The 17,137-nt window shown below is 65.9% G+C and carries 17 protein-coding genes and 1 tRNA gene; 13 read left to right on the top strand and 5 right to left on the bottom strand.

What is annotated here, in order from left to right:
* Positions 1-345 precede the first annotated feature (345 nt).
* The 11 genes from RXV88_RS08810 (at position 346) to RXV88_RS08760 (ending at position 11,894) form a co-directional block, all read left to right on the top strand.
* Entirely contained in the window at positions 346-699 is a 354-nt protein-coding gene (locus RXV88_RS08810; protein ID WP_316292068.1) for an HNH endonuclease, read from the top strand.
* A gap of 135 nt (positions 700-834) precedes the next feature.
* Positions 835-2,799 carry an AMP-binding protein gene (locus tag RXV88_RS08805; RefSeq protein WP_316292066.1) on the top strand — a complete coding sequence of 655 codons (1,965 nt, stop codon included), beginning with the start codon at positions 835-837 and terminating at the stop codon, positions 2,797-2,799.
* A gap of 151 nt (positions 2,800-2,950) precedes the next feature.
* The gene (locus tag RXV88_RS08800) at positions 2,951-3,742 is read left to right on the top strand and encodes an ABC transporter ATP-binding protein (RefSeq protein WP_316292207.1); all 792 of its coding nucleotides are present in this window, start codon (positions 2,951-2,953) and stop codon (positions 3,740-3,742) included.
* An 11-nt stretch (positions 3,743-3,753) separates the two neighbouring features.
* Positions 3,754-4,272, top strand: a complete 519-nt coding sequence (locus RXV88_RS08795) for a hypothetical protein (RefSeq protein WP_316292064.1) — start codon at positions 3,754-3,756, stop codon at positions 4,270-4,272.
* A gap of 3 nt (positions 4,273-4,275) precedes the next feature.
* Positions 4,276-5,229: a branched-chain amino acid ABC transporter permease gene (locus RXV88_RS08790; protein WP_316292062.1), complete on the top strand. Its 954-nt coding sequence runs from the start codon at positions 4,276-4,278 to the stop codon at positions 5,227-5,229.
* 58 nt (positions 5,230-5,287) lie between these two features.
* On the top strand, positions 5,288-5,533 hold the full coding sequence (locus RXV88_RS08785; RefSeq protein WP_316292060.1) for a hypothetical protein: 246 nt from the start codon (positions 5,288-5,290) through the stop codon (positions 5,531-5,533).
* A gap of 81 nt (positions 5,534-5,614) precedes the next feature.
* Positions 5,615-6,691 (top strand): branched-chain amino acid ABC transporter permease, encoded by a 1,077-nt coding sequence (locus RXV88_RS08780; RefSeq protein WP_316292058.1) that lies wholly within the window; start codon positions 5,615-5,617, stop codon positions 6,689-6,691.
* 58 nt (positions 6,692-6,749) lie between these two features.
* Entirely contained in the window at positions 6,750-8,048 is a 1,299-nt protein-coding gene (locus RXV88_RS08775; RefSeq protein WP_316292056.1) for an ABC transporter substrate-binding protein, read from the top strand.
* 70 nt (positions 8,049-8,118) lie between these two features.
* Positions 8,119-8,943, top strand: coding sequence for an ABC transporter ATP-binding protein (locus tag RXV88_RS08770; RefSeq protein WP_316292055.1), 825 nt, complete (start codon positions 8,119-8,121; stop codon positions 8,941-8,943).
* 77 nt (positions 8,944-9,020) lie between these two features.
* Positions 9,021-10,193 (top strand): phenylacetate--CoA ligase family protein, encoded by a 1,173-nt coding sequence (locus RXV88_RS08765; RefSeq protein ID WP_316292054.1) that lies wholly within the window; start codon positions 9,021-9,023, stop codon positions 10,191-10,193.
* Between the two features lie 72 nt (positions 10,194-10,265).
* Positions 10,266-11,894, top strand: a complete 1,629-nt coding sequence (locus RXV88_RS08760; protein WP_316292053.1) for a peptidoglycan-binding domain-containing protein — start codon at positions 10,266-10,268, stop codon at positions 11,892-11,894.
* 94 nt (positions 11,895-11,988) lie between these two features.
* Here the strand turns inward: RXV88_RS08760 and RXV88_RS08755 are convergent, their stop codons facing one another.
* Positions 11,989-12,729 (bottom strand): NAD(P)-binding oxidoreductase, encoded by a 741-nt coding sequence (locus RXV88_RS08755; RefSeq protein ID WP_316292051.1) that lies wholly within the window; start codon positions 12,727-12,729, stop codon positions 11,989-11,991.
* Positions 12,730-12,741: 12 nt separating this feature from the next.
* On the opposite strand from RXV88_RS08755, the gene RXV88_RS08750 reads away from it, so the two are divergent.
* Positions 12,742-13,608: a LysR family transcriptional regulator gene (locus tag RXV88_RS08750; protein WP_316292050.1), complete on the top strand. Its 867-nt coding sequence runs from the start codon at positions 12,742-12,744 to the stop codon at positions 13,606-13,608.
* A gap of 81 nt (positions 13,609-13,689) precedes the next feature.
* Here the strand turns inward: RXV88_RS08750 and ykgO are convergent, their stop codons facing one another.
* Entirely contained in the window at positions 13,690-13,815 is a 126-nt protein-coding gene (gene ykgO, locus RXV88_RS08745; protein WP_163895964.1) for a type B 50S ribosomal protein L36, read from the bottom strand.
* Between the two features lie 86 nt (positions 13,816-13,901).
* A tRNA-Val gene (locus RXV88_RS08740) sits at positions 13,902-13,976 on the bottom strand.
* Between the two features lie 146 nt (positions 13,977-14,122).
* On the opposite strand from RXV88_RS08740, the gene RXV88_RS08735 reads away from it, so the two are divergent.
* Positions 14,123-14,986 (top strand): N-formylglutamate amidohydrolase, encoded by an 864-nt coding sequence (locus RXV88_RS08735; RefSeq protein ID WP_316292046.1) that lies wholly within the window; start codon positions 14,123-14,125, stop codon positions 14,984-14,986.
* Here RXV88_RS08735 and lpxK read toward each other — a convergent pair.
* A complete protein-coding gene (gene lpxK / locus RXV88_RS08730) occupies positions 14,965-15,978 on the bottom strand; it encodes a tetraacyldisaccharide 4'-kinase (protein WP_316292044.1) in 1,014 nt (337 codons plus the stop codon). The genes RXV88_RS08735 and lpxK overlap by 22 nt on opposite strands.
* Positions 15,978-17,117, bottom strand: a complete 1,140-nt coding sequence (locus tag RXV88_RS08725; protein ID WP_316292043.1) for a 3-deoxy-D-manno-octulosonic acid transferase — start codon at positions 17,115-17,117, stop codon at positions 15,978-15,980. Before RXV88_RS08725 ends, lpxK begins: the two co-directional genes overlap by 1 nt.
* Positions 17,118-17,137 lie beyond the last annotated feature (20 nt).

The following is a 17,137-nucleotide window of genomic DNA, read 5'->3' as shown; positions in this document are numbered from 1 at the left end:
GGATCCGATCGTGGTTCGGATCATGGCTAGCACCTGCCGCGCCGGGTGGGAAGGCGGCGGTTGACAGGCGGGGCGGGTGCGGGGCACCGTGCAAGCATGGGGTGTGGCCTGTTGTGGCCATATCGCGCGAGGGCCGATCGGCCCCGCGCTTTCGGCAGACATGGCACTTGCCGTCGGAACCTGTGGAACTGCGGGGTGGCGTTTTCGATGCGTTGTCCTGCGCAGGTTTAGGCCTCCCGTCCGGGGCCGGTGGTTGGGCCGGTGCGCGTCCGCTTTGATGGAATGTCAAAGTGAAAGGATGTGCGAGGCATGGCCAAACAACTGAACAAGATTCGGACCCGGAAAATGCTGGAACAGGGCGGGCGCTGCTATTACTGCGGCTTGCCGATGTGGAGCGAGACGCCGGATGGGTTCCGGCAGAGCTTTGGCCTGACCGCAAGGCAGGCGCGGCTGCTGCAATGCACCGCAGAACATCTTCGGGCGCGGTGCGAGGGCGGCCGCGACAGCGAAGCCAACATCGTCGCCGCCTGCCGCTTCTGCAACCGGACGCGGCACGAGGCCGCGAAACCAAGGGACCCGGAGGATTACCGCGCCCGTGTCCGGCGCCGGATGGGGAAGGGGAGCTGGCATCCCGTCGCCGATGCGATCCAAGGCGACCCGTCGCGCGGCCTGTTACAATTCGTAAGAATTGGGAAATGATCGGGAAAAAGTTGACGCTCAGCCTCTGCCGGGCACAATACCGATCAGAATCGCATTGAAGCGATCATCGTGCCGGAGGAGGCACATTGTAATGTCCGGGAGACCGGGCATTTGGGAGGATGAGACTTGGTTCACATGACCGAGGGCGTGGAGGGTCTGCGCTCGATCCCGGCGCTGCTGCATCGCAACGCCACGCAATTCGGCAGCAGCCCTGCCTATCGCGAGAAGGACTACGGCATCTGGCAGACCTGGAGCTGGGCCGACACCCAGTCCGAGATCGAGGCGCTGGCGCTGGGCCTGCTGAACATGGGCGTGAACGAGGGCGATTTCATCGCCATCATCGGGCGCAACCGGCCCTATCTCTACTGGTCGATGGTCGCCGCGCAGATGGTGGGCGCGGTGCCGGTGCCGCTCTATCAGGACGCGGTCGCCGAAGAGATGGAATACGTGCTGGGCCATTGCGGCGCGCGTTTCGTGATCGTCGCGGACCAGGAGCAGGTCGACAAGGTGATCGAGGTGCAGGAGCACCTGCACCAGTTCGAACACATGATCTATCTCGATCCGCGGGGGCTCAGGAAATACGACCATACGCGGCTGCACCAGTTCAGCCATGTCCAGGATCAGGGCCGTGCGGCGCGTGACGAGTGGATCAACGAGCTGGACCGGCGGCGCGGCAAGCTGGGCTATGACGACATCTGCGTGATGCTTTACACCTCGGGCACCACCGGCAAGCCCAAGGGCGTGGTGCTGTCGAACCGCAATATCATCGAGACCGCCAAGGCGTCCTGCGATTTCGACCATCTGCAAGTGAACGACGAGGTGCTGGCCTATCTGCCCATGGCCTGGGTCGGCGATTTCATCTTTTCCATCGGTCAGGCCTATTGGAGCGGGTTCTGCGTGAACTGCCCCGAAAGCGCCGACACGATGATGACCGACCTGCGCGAGATCGCGCCGTCCTATTACTTTGCCCCGCCTCGGGTGTTCGAGACCCAGCTGACCAGCATCATGATCCGGATGGAGGACGCCAGCCCGCTGAAGCGGCGCATGTTCCGGTATTTCATGGATCATGCCCGCCGCGTCGGGCCGGATATCCTGGACGGCAAGCCGGTGGGGGCGCTCGACCGGCTGAAATACGCACTGGGCGAGGTGCTGGTCTACGGCCCGCTGAAGAACGCGCTGGGCTTTTCCAAGGTGCGCGTGGGCTATACGGCGGGCGAGGCGATCGGGCCGGAGATCTTCGATTTCTACCGCGCACTGGGCATCAACCTGAAGCAGCTTTACGGGCAGACCGAGGCCTCGGTCTTTATCACCCAGCAGCCTGACGGCGAGGTGCGGTCGGACACGGTGGGGGTGCCGTCGCCAGGCGTGGAAATCCGGATCACCGAAAGCGGCGAGGTGTTCTACCGCAGCCCGGGCGTCTTTGTGGAATACTACAAGAACGCCGAGTCGACCGCCGACACCAAGGATGCCGAAGGCTGGGTGGCGACGGGGGACGCGGGGTTCATCGAGGAAGACACCGGGCATCTGCGGATCATCGACCGGGCCAAGGACGTGGGCCAGATGGCGACGGGCGCGCTGTTCGCGCCGAAATACGTCGAGAACAAGCTCAAGTTCTATCCCAACATCCTCGAGGCGGTGGTCTTTGGCGCGGGCCGCGAAAAGTGCTGCGCCTTCATCAATATCGACCTGGCGGCGGTGGGCAACTGGGCAGAGCGCAACAACATCGCCTATGCCAGCTATCAGGAGCTGGCGGGGCATCCGCGCGTGCTTGAGATGGTGCAGAGCCATGTGGAGGAGGTGAACGCCAGCGTGGCGCAGGACGAGATGCTGTCGGGCTGCCAGGTGCACCGCTTTCTGATCCTGCACAAGGAGCTGGATGCCGACGACGGCGAGCTGACGCGCACCCGCAAGGTGCGGCGCAAGATCATCGGCGAGAAATTCGCCGATCTGGTCGAGGCTTTGTACGACGGGTCGGAGAGCGTCTACACCGAGACAGAGGTGACCTACGAGGACGGCCGAAAGGGCAAGATCACGGCGACGCTGGAGATCCGCGACGCCAAGGTCGTGCCGGTGACCCCCAAGGCGATGGCGGCGGAATGACGGGGGGCGCTCGTGCAGATGCACATCGCCCCACCCGCCATCCCGCGGGGTGCGGTGTTGCGGCGTGCGGCGCGGGGCGGCGGATGGTGGATTTGAGTATTTTTGCCAAGAAGAAGCAGGGGATGTGGGGTTGAAGGATACGACAGGCTACATGACCGCCGATGGCCGGCAGATCGGCGGAGTGCTGATGGAGATGCGCAACATTACCCTGCGGTTTGGCGGGGTGGTGGCGATCGAGGACATTTCCTTCGACATTCACGAGGGCGAGATCCGCGCGATCATCGGGCCCAATGGCGCGGGCAAGTCGAGCATGCTGAACGTGATCTCGGGGTTCTACACCCCGAGCGAGGGCGAGGTCTGGTACAAGGGCGCGCAGCGTCCACAGATGAAGCCCTACGAGGTGGCCCGGCAGGGCGTGGCGCGGACGTTCCAGAATATCGCGCTCTTCGAGGGGATGAGCGTTCTGGACAACGTCATGACCGGACGGCTGACGCATATGCATTCGGGCGTGTTCAGCCAGGCGCTTTGGTGGGGACGGGCGCGTGCCGAGGAGATGGAGAACCGCGAGAAGGTCGAGCGTGTGATCGATTTCCTGGAGATCCAGAACATCCGCAAGACGCCTGTGGGGCGGCTGCCTTACGGTCTGAAGAAGCGGGTCGAGCTGGCCCGTGCGCTGGCGGCCGAGCCGTCGCTTTTGCTCCTCGACGAGCCGATGGCGGGGATGAATGTCGAGGAGAAGGAGGACATGAGCCGCTTTATCCTGGATGTGAACGACGAGTTCGGAACAACGATCTGCCTCATCGAGCACGATATGGGCGTGGTCATGGATCTGTCGGACCGGGTGGTGGTGATGGATTACGGCAAGAAGATCGGCGACGGCACGCCCGACGAGGTGCGCAACAATCAGGACGTGATCGACGCTTATCTGGGGGTGGCGCATTGAGGGCGTTTGGATTGGCCTGCTTTGCCCTGGTATTTGCCACGGTTGCAGATGCGCAGACCGCGCGGCTGTCGCAGGCCTTTGACGCATGTGCGAAGCTGGCCGCAGAGGCTGCGTCGAGTGGCGCGGAGGGGTTCGCGGAGGCGGATGTGCAGACCTTCCATGACCGCGTGACGCGCTTTCGCCTCTGTGAGGATGCTGGCTGCCGATGCGCGATGACGGGGCTATCCCCAGAGCACACGGATCGGGCTCTGATCTGGAGCGAGGTGGCCCCGGAGGTGGCGCTCTGGATGAACGAAGAGATCGCGGACGACCGAGCCTTGGGCTCGCTGCAAACGGACGATGGGCTTTTCATGCTTTTGCGCCGCAACGATGGGGATGTGACGATGGTGGCGATTGCCGGTCCGGTCGGGGCCTTAAAAACCACCTGGCTGGAGCGTGTGCGTGTGTCACGGGTTACGGACCCGGAAACCTTCTTTTTCCTTACGCAATCCCCGGAACCTTCGCTGCTTTCTGACAGGTTGGAGAATTGAACCATGTTCGCTGACATCTTCATCAACCCTTTCGTGGACATGTTCGCGGCCCCGGATTTCCTGCTACAGGTGCTGTGGGAAGGGTTGGTGTCGGGCATCCTTTATGCGCTGATCGCGCTTGGGTTCGTGCTGATCTTCCGCTCCAGCCGCATCTTCAACTTCGCGCAGGGGATCATGGTCGTGTTCGCGGCGCTGACGCTGGTGGGGCTGCATGCCTATGGCGTGCCGGCCTGGATCGCGGTGGCGCTGACGCTGGGGGTGATGTTCGTTCTGGCGGTCAGCATCGAGAGGGTCGTCCTGCGGCCGTTGGTGGGGCAGCCCGACATCATCCTTTTCATGGCGACGATCGGGATCACGCTTTTCCTGATCGGGTTCGGCGAGATCATCTTTGGCGGCGAGAACAAGGTGATGATCACCGAAGAGCTGGGCATTCCCACCGGCGACACGGTGCTGGAGCCCTGGGGCGGTCTGCTGATCCTGCAGCATCTGGACATCACCGTGGTGATCGTGGCGACGCTGCTGGTGGCCGGGCTGCTGGCGTTCCTGAACTACACCCAGATGGGCCGGGCGATCCGGGCGCTGGGGGACGATCACCAGGCGGCGCTGTCGGTGGGCATCAGCCTGCAGACGATCTGGGTGCTGGTGTGGTTCATCGCCGGGATCATCGCGCTGGTCACGGGCATCGCCTGGGGCGCGCGCGCGGGTGTCAGCTTTGCGCTCGAGGTGATCGCCTACAAGGCGCTGCCGGTGCTGATGCTGGGCGGGCTCGAAAGCATTACCGGCGCGATCATCGGCGGGCTGATGATCGGCATTCTGGAAAAGCTCTTCGAGATTTACTGGGGCCAGCCGCTGCTGGGCGGCAATACCGAGACCTGGTTCGCCTTCGTGCTGGCGCTGGTCGTGCTGCTGTTCCGGCCGCAGGGGCTGTTCGGGGAGAAAATCATCGAAAGGGTTTAGGGCGGGGTTCGCCCCGCCGCCTCCCGCGGACCCCCGCACGCAACCGAAAGAAGGCAACATGGCAAAGCTGATCGCAATCCTGAACGTGGTGGCCTGGTCCGGCTTCTGGGCCTTCGGCTATCTGGCGCTGACGGCCGACCCGTCTGCCCCCGGGGCCATGACGATGGCGGCGCTGCTGGCGGCACTGGGCGGGGCGATGGGGCTTTGGGCCTGGTTCTGGCTGGCGCGGCATTCCGAGGAGATCGGCTATGCCAAGCCGTCCCGCAGCCGCCCGCGCAACGACACCGAGGAGCACGCGGGCTGACGCCCGACGCACGCAAGCGGCCCTCTGGCCGGATCAACGACGGCGGGACGCTCCGCCACAGGAACGAGAGTAGAAGACCGGATGCTTTACAGAACCGCAGGCCAGTTCAAGACGACCTACGAAGCCGATCAGGCGTTGTTCCCGGTGCGGCAGGACGCGATCCTGCTGATGGGGATCCTGGCCTTTGCCTGGGTGATCTTTCCGATGACCGCGTCGGAATTCACCTTTCAGACGCTGCTGATCCCGATCCTGATCTATTCGCTGGCGGCGATGGGGCTGAACATTCTCACGGGCTATGCCGGGCAGCTTTCGCTGGGGACGGCGGCCTTTATGGGGGTGGGCGCCTATGCCTGCTACAAGATGGTCACGATCATGCCCTGGCTGAACCCGGTGGTGGCGATCCTGCTGTCGGGGGTCTTCAGCGCCGGGATCGGGGTGATGTTCGGCATCCCCAGTCTACGCATCAAGGGGTTCTATCTGGCCATCGCCACGCTGGCGGCGCAGTTCTTTCTGGTCTGGCTCTTCGAGAAGTGGGCCTGGCTTTACAACTACAACGCCAGCGGTGCGATCCAGGTGCCCAATCTGGAGATGTTCGGCGTCTTTGTCGCCGGGCCGCAGGCCAGTTCGATGACGCAATATTACGTGGTGCTGGGCATCGTTACGGTGATGACGATCCTGTGCATCAACCTGACGCGGGGCAATCTGGGGCGCACCTGGAAGGCCACGCGCGACATGGACATCGCGGCCGAGCTCATCGGGATCAACCTGCTGAAATCCAAGCTGCTGGCCTTTGCGGTGTCGAGCTATGTGGTCGGTGTCGCCGGGGCGCTTTTCGTCTTCATGTGGCGCGGCGCGGCAGAGCCGAACCTCTTCGACATCCCGCTGTCGTTCCGCATCCTCTTTATCGCGATCATCGGCGGGCTGGGGTCGATCCTGGGCAACTATCTGGGCGCGATCCTGATAGTGGGGCTGCCGGTGGTGCTCAACACGCTGCCCGCGACCTTCGGCATTCCGATCAGCTCGGCCATGGTCGAGCATCTCAACATCATGATCGTGGGCAGCCTGATCATCTTCTTCCTGATCATCGAGCCGCACGGGCTGAACCAGCTCTGGCGGCTGATCCGCGAGAAACTCATTATCTGGCCGTTCCCGCATTGACGGGGCGGCCCAACAAGAAACAGCGAAACTCATCGACAAACCAATGGGAGGATATTCGATGAAACACTTTGGAAAACTGGCCGCTGCGGCGGTCGTCGGGGCCGTCATGGGCACCGCGGCCGTGGCGGAGTCGCTTTACGCGCCGAACCTCAGCTACCGCACCGGGCCCTTCGCGGCGACGGGCATTCCGCTGATGAACGGTCAGAAGGACTATATCGAGATGCTGAACGCCCGCGACGGCGGCATCGGCGGCATCATGATCGACTTCGACGAATGCGAGACCGGCTATTCCACCGAAAAGGGCGTGGAGTGCTACGAGAAGACCAAGGAAAAGGCGATTGTGACCCAGCCCTGGTCCACCGGCATCACGCTGCAGGTGCTGCCCAAGACCAACGTGGACGAGATCCCGATCCTTGCCCCCGGCTACGGCTTTTCGCCGATGGCGGACGGCAAGGTGTTCCAGTGGGCGTTCAACACCCCGTCGAGCTATTGGGACGCGGCCAGCATGATCCTGCAGTTCATCGAAAGCGAGGGCGACCTGAGCGGCAAGAAGATCGCCTTCCTGCATCTCGACCACCCCTACGGCAAGGAGCCGCTGCCGTTCCTCGAGCAAAAGGCCGCCGAAGTCGGCTTTGAGCTGCTGCCGATCCCGGTCGGTCTGAAGGAAATGCAGAACCAGTCGGCGCAGTGGCTGCAGATCCGCCGCGAACGTCCCGACTATGTGGTGATGTGGGGCTGGGGCGCGATGAACGCCGGCGCCATCACCGAGGCCGTGAAGACCAAGTTCGACATGTCCAAGATGATCGGCGTCTGGTGGTCGGGCCACGATGCGGACCTTGCCATCGTCGGCGAGGACGGCAAGGGCTACAAGTCGATCAGCTGGTCGTTCCCGGTTCTGGATGCACCCGTTCTGGCCGACATCAAGACGCATGTGGTCGACGCCGGCAACAGCCTGTCGAACGAGACCGAGATGCAGGGCGTGTTCTACAACCGCGGCATCGTGATCTCGATGATCCTGGCCGAGGGCATCCGCACCGCGCAGGAGCACACCGGCAACGCGACGATCACCGCGGCCGATCTGCGCTGGGGTCTTGAAAACCTCAACGTCACCGACGAGCGCCTGGCCGAGCTGGGCATGACCGGCATGGTGCCGCCGTTCCAGACCACCTGCGCCAACCACACCGGCCACTCGGGCGGCTGGATGCTGGAATGGGACGGCGCCAAGTTCGTCAAGGTTTCGGATCACCTGATGCCGGAATCCGAGGCGATCAACGCGCTGGAGCAGGCCAAGGCGGCCGAATACGCCGAGGCCAACGCGCCCTGGCCGACCAACGAGAGCTGCGACGCGGAAAGCTGAGCGCAATGACCCACCGGCGGCGCGGGTCGCCGCCGGTGGATTTTGAGTATTTTTGCCAAGAAGAAGAGCCATGCTGGACGCTGCGAAGACCGACGAGACATTGCTTGAGGTCAACAATATCGAGGTGATCTACAATCACGTGATCCTCGTTCTGAAAGGCGTGTCGCTGTCGGTGCGCAAGGGCGGGATCACGGCGCTTTTGGGCGGCAACGGCGCGGGCAAGACCACGACGCTGAAGGCGATCTCGAACCTGCTGCATTCCGAGCGCGGCGAGGTGACCAAGGGCTCGATCCTCTACAAGGGCGAGCGGGTGCAGGATCTGGACCCGGCCGCGCTGGTCAAGCGTGGGGTGATCCAGGTGATGGAGGGGCGGCATTGCTTTCCGCATCTCACCGTCGAGGAAAACCTGCTGACCGGCGCCTACACCCGGCGCGACGGCAAGGGCGCGATCGATGCCGACCTCGAGATGGTCTATTCCTATTTCCCGCGCCTCAAGGAGCGGCGGCGGTCGATGGCGGGCTATACCTCGGGCGGGGAACAGCAGATGACCGCAATCGGACGGGCGCTGATGTCGCGCCCCGAGATGGTCCTGCTCGACGAGCCCTCGATGGGGCTGGCGCCGCAGCTGGTCGAACAGATCTTCGAGATCGTGAAATCGGTGAACGAAAACGAGGGCGTGTCGTTCCTGCTGGCCGAACAGAACACCAATGTCGCGCTGCGCTTTGCGCATGCGGGCTACATCCTGGAATCGGGCCGCGTGGTGATGGAAGGCAGCGCCGCCGACCTGCGCGAGAACCCGGACGTCAAGGAATTCTACCTCGGCATGTCGGACGAGGGTCGCAAGAGCTTTCGCGACGTGCGCAGTTACCGGCGGCGCAAGCGCTGGCTGGCCTGAGGCCCCCGGGGCCTGCATTTTCGACGATCATCTGAGGGCTGCCGCCGGTCGGGCGCGCCCCGCGCAAGGAGGGTGGCATGAGCACCTATTTCGACACGTCCGAAACCCGAAGCGCCGACGAACGCGCGGCGGCGCAGTTGCAGGCGCTGAATGCGCTCTTGCCGGCCCATGGTTTCGATCCGCTGGGCGATCTTTCGGGACTGAGCGCCCTGCCCGTGTTGCGCAAGTCCGATCTGTCGCAGAGGCAGGCGGAAAAGCCGCCCTTCGGCGGGCTGCCGGTGTCGAATGCCGCGCATGTCTTCCAGAGCCCGGGGCCGATCTATGAACCCGGCGGCATCGGCCACGACTGGTGGCGCGCGGGGCGCTTTCTGCATGCCTGCGGGATCGGGGCGGGTGACATCGTGCAGAACTGCTTCAGCTATCATCTGACGCCGGCGGGGATGATGTTCGAATCGGGTGCGCGGGCGGTCGGGGCGGCGGTGCTGCCCGCCGGCACCGGCCAGACCGAGTTGCAGGCGCGCGCGGCGCATGACGCGGGCATCACCGCCTATGCCGGGACACCGGATTACCTCAAGGTGATTCTGGAGAAGGCCGACGAGATGGGCCTGACGCTGGCCATCACCAAGGCGGCGGTCGGGGGCGGGGCGCTCTTCCCGTCGCTTCGGCAATATTACGCCGACCGTGGCATCGCCTGCCTGCAATGCTATGCCACCGCCGATCTGGGCAACGTCGCCTACGAATCCGACGCGATGGAGGGCATGATCCTCGACGAGGGGGTGATCGTCGAGATCGTCACGCCGGGCACCGGCGACCCGGTGCCCGAGGGCGAGGTCGGCGAACTGGTGGTGACCACGCTCAACCCCGATTACCCGCTGGTACGCTTCGCCACCGGCGATCTGTCGGCCATCCTGCCGGGGCAGAGCCCCTGCGGGCGCACCAATGCGCGCATCAAGGGCTGGATGGGCCGCGCCGACCAGACCACCAAGATCAAGGGCATGTTCGTGCGCCCCGAACAGGTGGCCGCGCTGGTGGCCAAGCATGACGAGATCGCCCGCGCCCGCGTCGTCGCCAGCCGCGAAGGCGAGATGGACGTAATGACCGTCCGGATCGAGACCGAGGCCGACGACCCCGCGCGGTTCGAAGGCTTGGTCGCCGAGACGCTCAAGCTGAAAGGCAAGGTCGAGCTTGTCGCCCCCGGCGGATTACCGCGCGACGGGCTGGTGATCGAGGACACCCGCGTCTACGATTGAACCTCGGCCCGCAGGGCACCCAGGCGGAACCGCGCCGGGGCTGCCGTGGTTTGAGGGGCAAAGGAGGTTCTCATGTTCAAACGCATCTGTGCCGCGCTGCTGATCGGCGCGACCCCGGTTCTTGCCGACAGCGACGCGCTGGTCATCGCCAATGGCGCCTATGACCGGCTGGACCCGGTCGAGGGGGCGGCGAATGTATCTGCGGCGGCCGGCGATCTGGCCGGGGCGGGGTATGACACCATCGCGCTGGCGGACGTCTCGGCGGGCAAGATGCGCGACGGGCTGAAGCGGCTGATCGGCGCGATGGATGGCGACACCGACACGCTTGCGGTCGTGCTGACCGGGCATTTCGCGCATACCGGCGCGGATAGCTATCTGCTGCCGGTGAACGCGCCCGCGCGCGTCGATGATACCACCGTTTTGAACAACGCGCTGCCGCTGTCGACGCTCTGGCCGCTGCTTGAGGCCTATCCGGGGCAGGCGGTGCTGATCCTGGGCGAAGGGTCGGTTCCCGACATGACGGCGCGCTTTGCCCAAGGCGGGCTGGGGCCGCTTGAGGCGCCGCAGGGCGTGACAGTCGTGCAAGGCGCGGCAGAGGACGTGTCGGCCATGCTGAGCCGGGCGGCAAAGCGGCCCGGCCTGTCGGTCAGGCGTCTGGCAGAGCGTTACGATCTGGTCGTTTCGGGCTTTGTGACGGACCGCGTCGTGCTGGTGCCGGCCGCGCCGGATGCGCCCGTTGACAGCGGCGCGGACGCTGACGAGGCGCTCTGGCAGCGGGTCGTCGCGCGCGACGACCTTCAGGCCTACCGCGATTACCTCGCAGCCTTTCCGGTCGGCAGCCATGCCGGCGACGCCCGCCAGCGCATCGCCGCCATCGAGAACGACCCGAACCGCAAGCACCGGCTTGCCGAAGAGGCGCTGGATCTGTCGCGCGACGCCCGCCGCGCCATCCAGCGCGACCTGTCGCTGCTGGGTTACGACACGCGCGGCATCGACGGGATCTTCGGCAATGGCACGCGGGCGGCGATCGGCAAATGGCAGGCCACGAACGGCCACGGCGAAACCACCTATCTCAACCGCGCGCAGATCGACCAGCTGGACCGGCAGGCGCAACGCCGCGCCGCCGAACTTGAGGAAGAGGCACGCGCTCGGCAGGAAGAACTGGAACGCCAGGACCGCGCCTTTTGGCGCGACACCGGCGCGAGCGGGGCCGAGAACGACCTGCGCGCCTATCTGCGCCGCTATCCCGACGGGCTCTTTTCCGACGAGGCGACGGCCCGGCTGGACGAGATCGAGGACAGCCGCCGCGACCGCGCCGCCGACCGTGACCGCCGCGCCTGGGACGACGCGCGCGAAGCGGGCACCGAGCGCGCCTTCCGCGAGTATCTGGAGGCCTTCCCCGAGGGCGCCTTCGCCAGCGAGGCGCGGGCGCGGCTCGCCCGTCTGGGTGCCGACACCGCCGCCCGCGACCTGGCCGAACGCGCCAGCCGGCAGGAACAGGCGCTGGGGCTGAACGCGGGCGCGCGGCGGCTGGTCGAGGTCCGCCTGGGCCAGCTCGGGCTGAACCCTGGCAAGGTCGACGGAACCTTCGACAAGAAGACCCGCCGCGCCCTGCGCCGCTATCAGGAATCGCGTGGGCTGACGGTCACCGGCTACCTGGATCAGGCCACCGTGGTGCGGCTGTTGGCGGATTCGCTTTAGGTCGCGGCGTACGATTAAAGGCCACCCGCCGGGGTGGCCTTTTGCGGCGCCCGCAGAGGCGACCAAGACCGCAAAGACCCGGCGGCAACCGACGTCAGACCGGCCCGGACACGCCATAGATCTTCAGGCCGGACGACGGTTTGCGCACCGCATCCAGCAGAAATCTGGCGACACCCAGCCGGGGCACGGACGAGCCGTCAAAGGGCAATGACCCAAGCTCGGCGCGGTACCCGGGGTCTTTGTCGTCCGTCAGGAAACCGCAGCGCGCCACGACCACGTCAAGCTTGGCATTGTCGAACGTTTGCTCCATACGCGCGGCGCTTTGAACGACATTGGGCACAATGATCGCCAGGACCCTGTCCAAGAGACGCCCGGGCGGGAAGAGCAGGGCGCTGGACGTGACGGCGATCTTTGCGATGCCCGCATTCCACGCGGCTTCGACAATCGCGTCCGCCGATCGCCAATAGACCGATGTCGCGCCTTTCGTGGGGCGTCGTCCGCCAAGGGTGGAAATCACGGCGTCATGCCCTGCGATGATCTTGCCGAGAAACGTCGGATCGCAGGGATCGCCGACCACAACTCTGAGACGGCTGTGCTGCAGCGCGAGCCGCTTTGCGTCCGACCGGACAACGGCGGTGACACTGTCCCCGATGTCTAAGGCCTCGCGCACGACCAATCTGCCTGTGCGGCCATTCGCACCCAGTACGACAAGTTTCAATTTTCGCCTCCGATTTGCTTCGGACCCGTGCGGGGCCGTTTCGGAGCCAGGGATAATCCATGCAATTTTGCCCTGTAAATTGCGGTAAAATATTTCCTGAGTATACGAGAATCGCATATATCAACGCCCATGACCTTTGATTGGGACCACGCAAAGACGTTCCTCGCCGTCGCAGAGGCGGGATCCTTGTCCGGAGCGGCGCGCGCGCTTGGACAGACACAACCGACTGTCAGCCGCCAGATCGCGGCCTTCGAGACGGCGCTTGACGCGACCTTGTTCGAACGCACCGGACGATCCGTCGCGCTGACGCCATTCGGGGTCGAACTGCTGGACCACGTTCGCGCGATGGCGCGGGGCGCGGATATGGTGGCGCTTTCGGCGACGGGGCAATCTCAGTCGGTCGAAGGGCAGGTCCGGATCACGGCGTCCGAGCTGATGTCGGCCTTTGTCTTGCCGCCGATCCTTATGGACATCAGCCAGCAGGCGCCGTCGCTCGAGATAGATGTGGTGGCCGACAACGGCGTGCGGGATCTGACGCGGCGAGAAGCCGACATCGCCATCCGACATGCGCGCCCGGAACAACCGAACCTGCAGGCAAGACGCCTGAGCGACGAACGGATGCGGTTCTACGCCAGCGCGACCTATCTCGAGACAGCCGGTCAGCCGGCGAAATGCAATCTGTCGAAGCATCAGATCGTCAGCTATGTCGAGGCGGACCGCATGCTGAATTATCTGCTGCCCGCAGGGCTGGACCTGACCAGGGGAAATTTCCGGTTCACGTCGTCGTCGCAGTTCGTGGCGCTTGAGATGGCCAGAGGCGGGCTGGGCCTGGTCATATTGCCGGAAAGGGTCGCGGCACGGCTTCCCGATCTTGTCCCCGTCGCGCGCGATATCGGGGTCTTCGACCTGCCGACCTGGCTGGTCACGCACAGCGAAGTGAAAACCAGCCGACGCATCAGACTGGTGTTCGACGTTCTCGCCGACAGCCTTTCGTAAGAGCCGCCCTGGCCGAGGACGCCGCATGAAAAAAGGCCACTCCGGTCGGAGTGGCCTTTGATCGTTCAGTGACCTGCGGTCTCAGCCCTGGCGGGCTTTGAACCGGCGCTGGGTCTTGTTGATGACGTAAACGCGGCCCTTGCGGCGCACAACGCGGCAGTCGCGATGGCGGCTCTTGAGCGAGCGGAGCGAGTTTGCGACCTTCATGATGGTCTCTCCTCTTGTCGCGGCGCATCGGGCGCGCCTGGTGTTGCGGGTGCCATCCGGCCGAAGCCAGGTGGCGGCGAAATCCATGGTGGGCGATACTGGGATCGAACCAGTGACCCCTACGATGTCAACGTAGTGCTCTACCGCTGAGCTAATCGCCCCAAGGACCGGCCCATTCATCGGACGCCCCAATAAAAGGGGCGCGGAATTCCGCGCCGGTGAGCGGTCTATAAAAGGAGTCGGAAGTGGGATCAAGGGCTTTTGGAGACCGAAAAAATCAGGCTATGTTGCCAGCCAAGGAGTGACGATGCCCAAGGCCGCCTATCATCTGCACCATCCAGAGGGCCATACCTCTTGCGTGGTTTTCGCTTCGCCCCATTCGGGGCGCGATTACCCGTGGTCGTTCCTGCGCCGGACCGAGCTGGACGAGCACGCCATCCGCTCGTCCGAGGATGCCTATGTCGACCGGCTCTTCGAGGCCGCGCCCCAATTCGGCGCGCCGTTCCTGCGCGCGGGCGCGCCGCGGGCGTTCATCGATTACAACCGGGCGAGCGACGAGCTTGACCCCGCGCTGATCGAGGGCGTGCGCCGCATGGGTCACAATCCGCGGGTGGCCAGCGGGCTGGGCGTGGTGCCGCGCGTGGTGGCCAACGGCCGCGCCATCTATCGCGGCAAACTGCCGCTGGCCGAGGCCGAACGCCGGATCGCGCTGTACTGGAGGCCCTACCACGAGCAGCTGCAAAAGCTGCTGGACACGGCCCGTACCCGCTTTGGCGAGGCGATTCTGGTGGATTGCCACTCGATGCCCCACGAGGCGGTGGAAAACGCCACACGCGGCGGGGCAAAACGGCCGCAGATCGTGATCGGCGACCGATTCGGCGCCTCCGCGAGCGCCGAGATCAGCGACCGGATCGAGGCGGCCTTTGCCGCAGCCGGGCTTGAGGTTGCGCGCAATACGCCCTTCGCCGGGGCCTATATTACTCAGCATTACGGCTGCCCGTCGCGCCGCCAGCACGCCATCCAGATCGAGATCGACCGCGCCATCTATCTCGACGAGGCGCGGGTGCGCCCGAACGCGAATTTCCACGCTTTCCGCCGCCTCCTGCGCGGCGTGATCGCCGAGATCGCCGTGATCGGGCAGCGCGACGATCAGCCGCTGGCGGCGGAGTGACCTTCGAACAAGGCTGACAAAGCGGCGCGCAGCGGGGCGGGGTCGTTCAGCATCAGACGCACCGGCAGGGTCAGCACCTTCATGCGAAAGTCATCCGGCAGGCGCACCGCGTCCTTCTCGGTGGTGACCAGCTGCGCGCCTTGCAGCCGGGCTTCGTTCTCCAGCCGGGTCATCAGCGCGGTGGTGAGCGGCTGGTGATCCTCCAGCGGCTCGGCGCGGACCAGGTCCGCGCCCAGCCCGCGCAGGGTGGCAAAGAACTTTTCGGGGTGGCCGATGCCCGCGAAGGCGAGCGCGCGCAGCCCCTCCCAGTCCATGCCGGTCTGCAGCGGCTCCAGCCGCCCGGTGACATGCGGCAGGGGTAGGTTGCTCTGCCATTGCGCGGCAAAGCGCTGTTGCGCGGCATCGGGGCCGATGGAAAGCAGCAGATCGGCACGGCTCAGCCCCGCGGCCACGGGTTCGCGCAGCGGGCCCGCCGGGATGCAGCGGCCGTTGCCGAAGCCCTGCACCGCATCCACGACGACCACCGACAGGTCCTTGGCCAGCGCGGGGTTCTGGAACCCGTCGTCCATCACGATGGCCTGCGCCCCGGCGGCGACGGCGGCGCGCGCGCCTGCCAGCCGGTCGCGCGCCACCCAGACCGGGGCGAAGGCCGACAAGAGCAGCGGCTCGTCGCCCACGTCGCTCGCGCCATGGCCGCGCGGATCGACCTGCACCGGCCCCTCCAGCCGTGCGCCATAGCCGCGCGACACCACATGCGCGGCGATGCCGATGTCCTGGAGCATCTGCAGCACGGCGATCACCGTGGGCGTCTTGCCGGTGCCGCCCGCGTTGAGGTTGCCGACGCAGATCACCGGCACGCCCACGCCCTGCGGCCGGCCCCTGGCGATCCGCCGCGCGGTCGCCGCCGCATAGAGCCAGCCCAGCGGCGCCAGAAGCCGCGCCGGCCAGGCGGGCGCCTCGGGGGCGGTCTGCCAGAAGGCGGGGGCGCGCATCAGCCTTTCCCCTTTTCGTCGAGCAGCGCGAAGGCGTGCTTGATGACCATGTCGGTCATCGCCGCCCCGGCGGTCACGATGTCCCAGCCTGCATGGGCCATGCCGGCGGCGCGGTCGGGGGCGATCAGGTGCGAGACGGCGGCGCTGAGCGTGTCCGCATCCTTGACGATGCGCGCGGCCCCGGCCTCGGCCAGCGCGGAATAGGCCGCCAGGTGCCGCCCGACATTGGGCCCGTAAAGCGTCGCCGCGCCAAGGGCGGCGGCCTCGAACGGGTCGTGGCCGCCGAACCCCGACACCAGCGATCCGCCCATGAACGCGAGCGGCGCCAGCCGGTACCACAGCCCCAGATCGTCCGGCCCCTCGGCCACCAGCACCTGGGTGTTCTCGTCGGGCATGTCGCCGTTCTCCCACGCGCAGAGCCGCAGGCCCGAGGCCTGGGCCTCGCGCCAGGTGACCTCGGCGTCGGCGCGGTCGGCGGGCACCAGGATCAAGAGCAGCCGATGCGCCAGACGCGAGGCGCGGCGGTGGGCGCGCAGCACGGTCTCGACCTCTCCGGGACGGACGCGCGAGGCCAGCCAGACCGGCCGGCCCGCGAGAACGCCGGCCATTTCCTCGTGCAGCGCCTGCGCGCAGTCCAGCGGCGGGGCGGTTTCGGTCAAAGGGCCGCTGGTCGTGATGCTGCTGGAATAAAGCCCCATGCGCCGCAGCCGCCGGGCGGCGGCGGCGTCGGTGGTGAAAATCCGGTCGAAAAGCGCCAGCACCCCTGTTTCGGTATCGGGCACCCAGCGCATGGCGTCGCTGGTCCAGGGCAAATCCTCGGCGGCGACCAGCACCAGGTTCGCGCTGCCGCGCGACACCGCGTCCAGCAGCGCCGGGCGCAGCGCCTGCCCGGCCCAGAGCACCAGATCGGGCGCCCAATGCGTGGCGAAATGCTGTGTCGCGGGGATGCTTTCGGGCGGCAATTCGGTGTGCAGGAGCGGCGCCGGGGCGGTGGGCTCGGGCCCGCTGAGCAGCAAGGTCAGTTCGGGCCGCGTCTGCGCCATCCGCGCCAGGATCGCCGCCAGCGCGCGCTGTTGCGGCACGCTGCCGCCATGCGCCCAGACCAGCGGCCCGCCGGGCCGCGCGGGGTAGTCCGGCACGGCCCCCGCCGCCCCCCGCG

This window comes from Aestuariicoccus sp. MJ-SS9 (assembly GCF_032586235.1).
Classification (GTDB): domain Bacteria; phylum Pseudomonadota; class Alphaproteobacteria; order Rhodobacterales; family Rhodobacteraceae; genus Aestuariicoccus.
The sequence above is the reverse complement of the archived record's forward strand: the minus strand, read 5'-3'. Positions and strand labels throughout refer to the sequence as shown.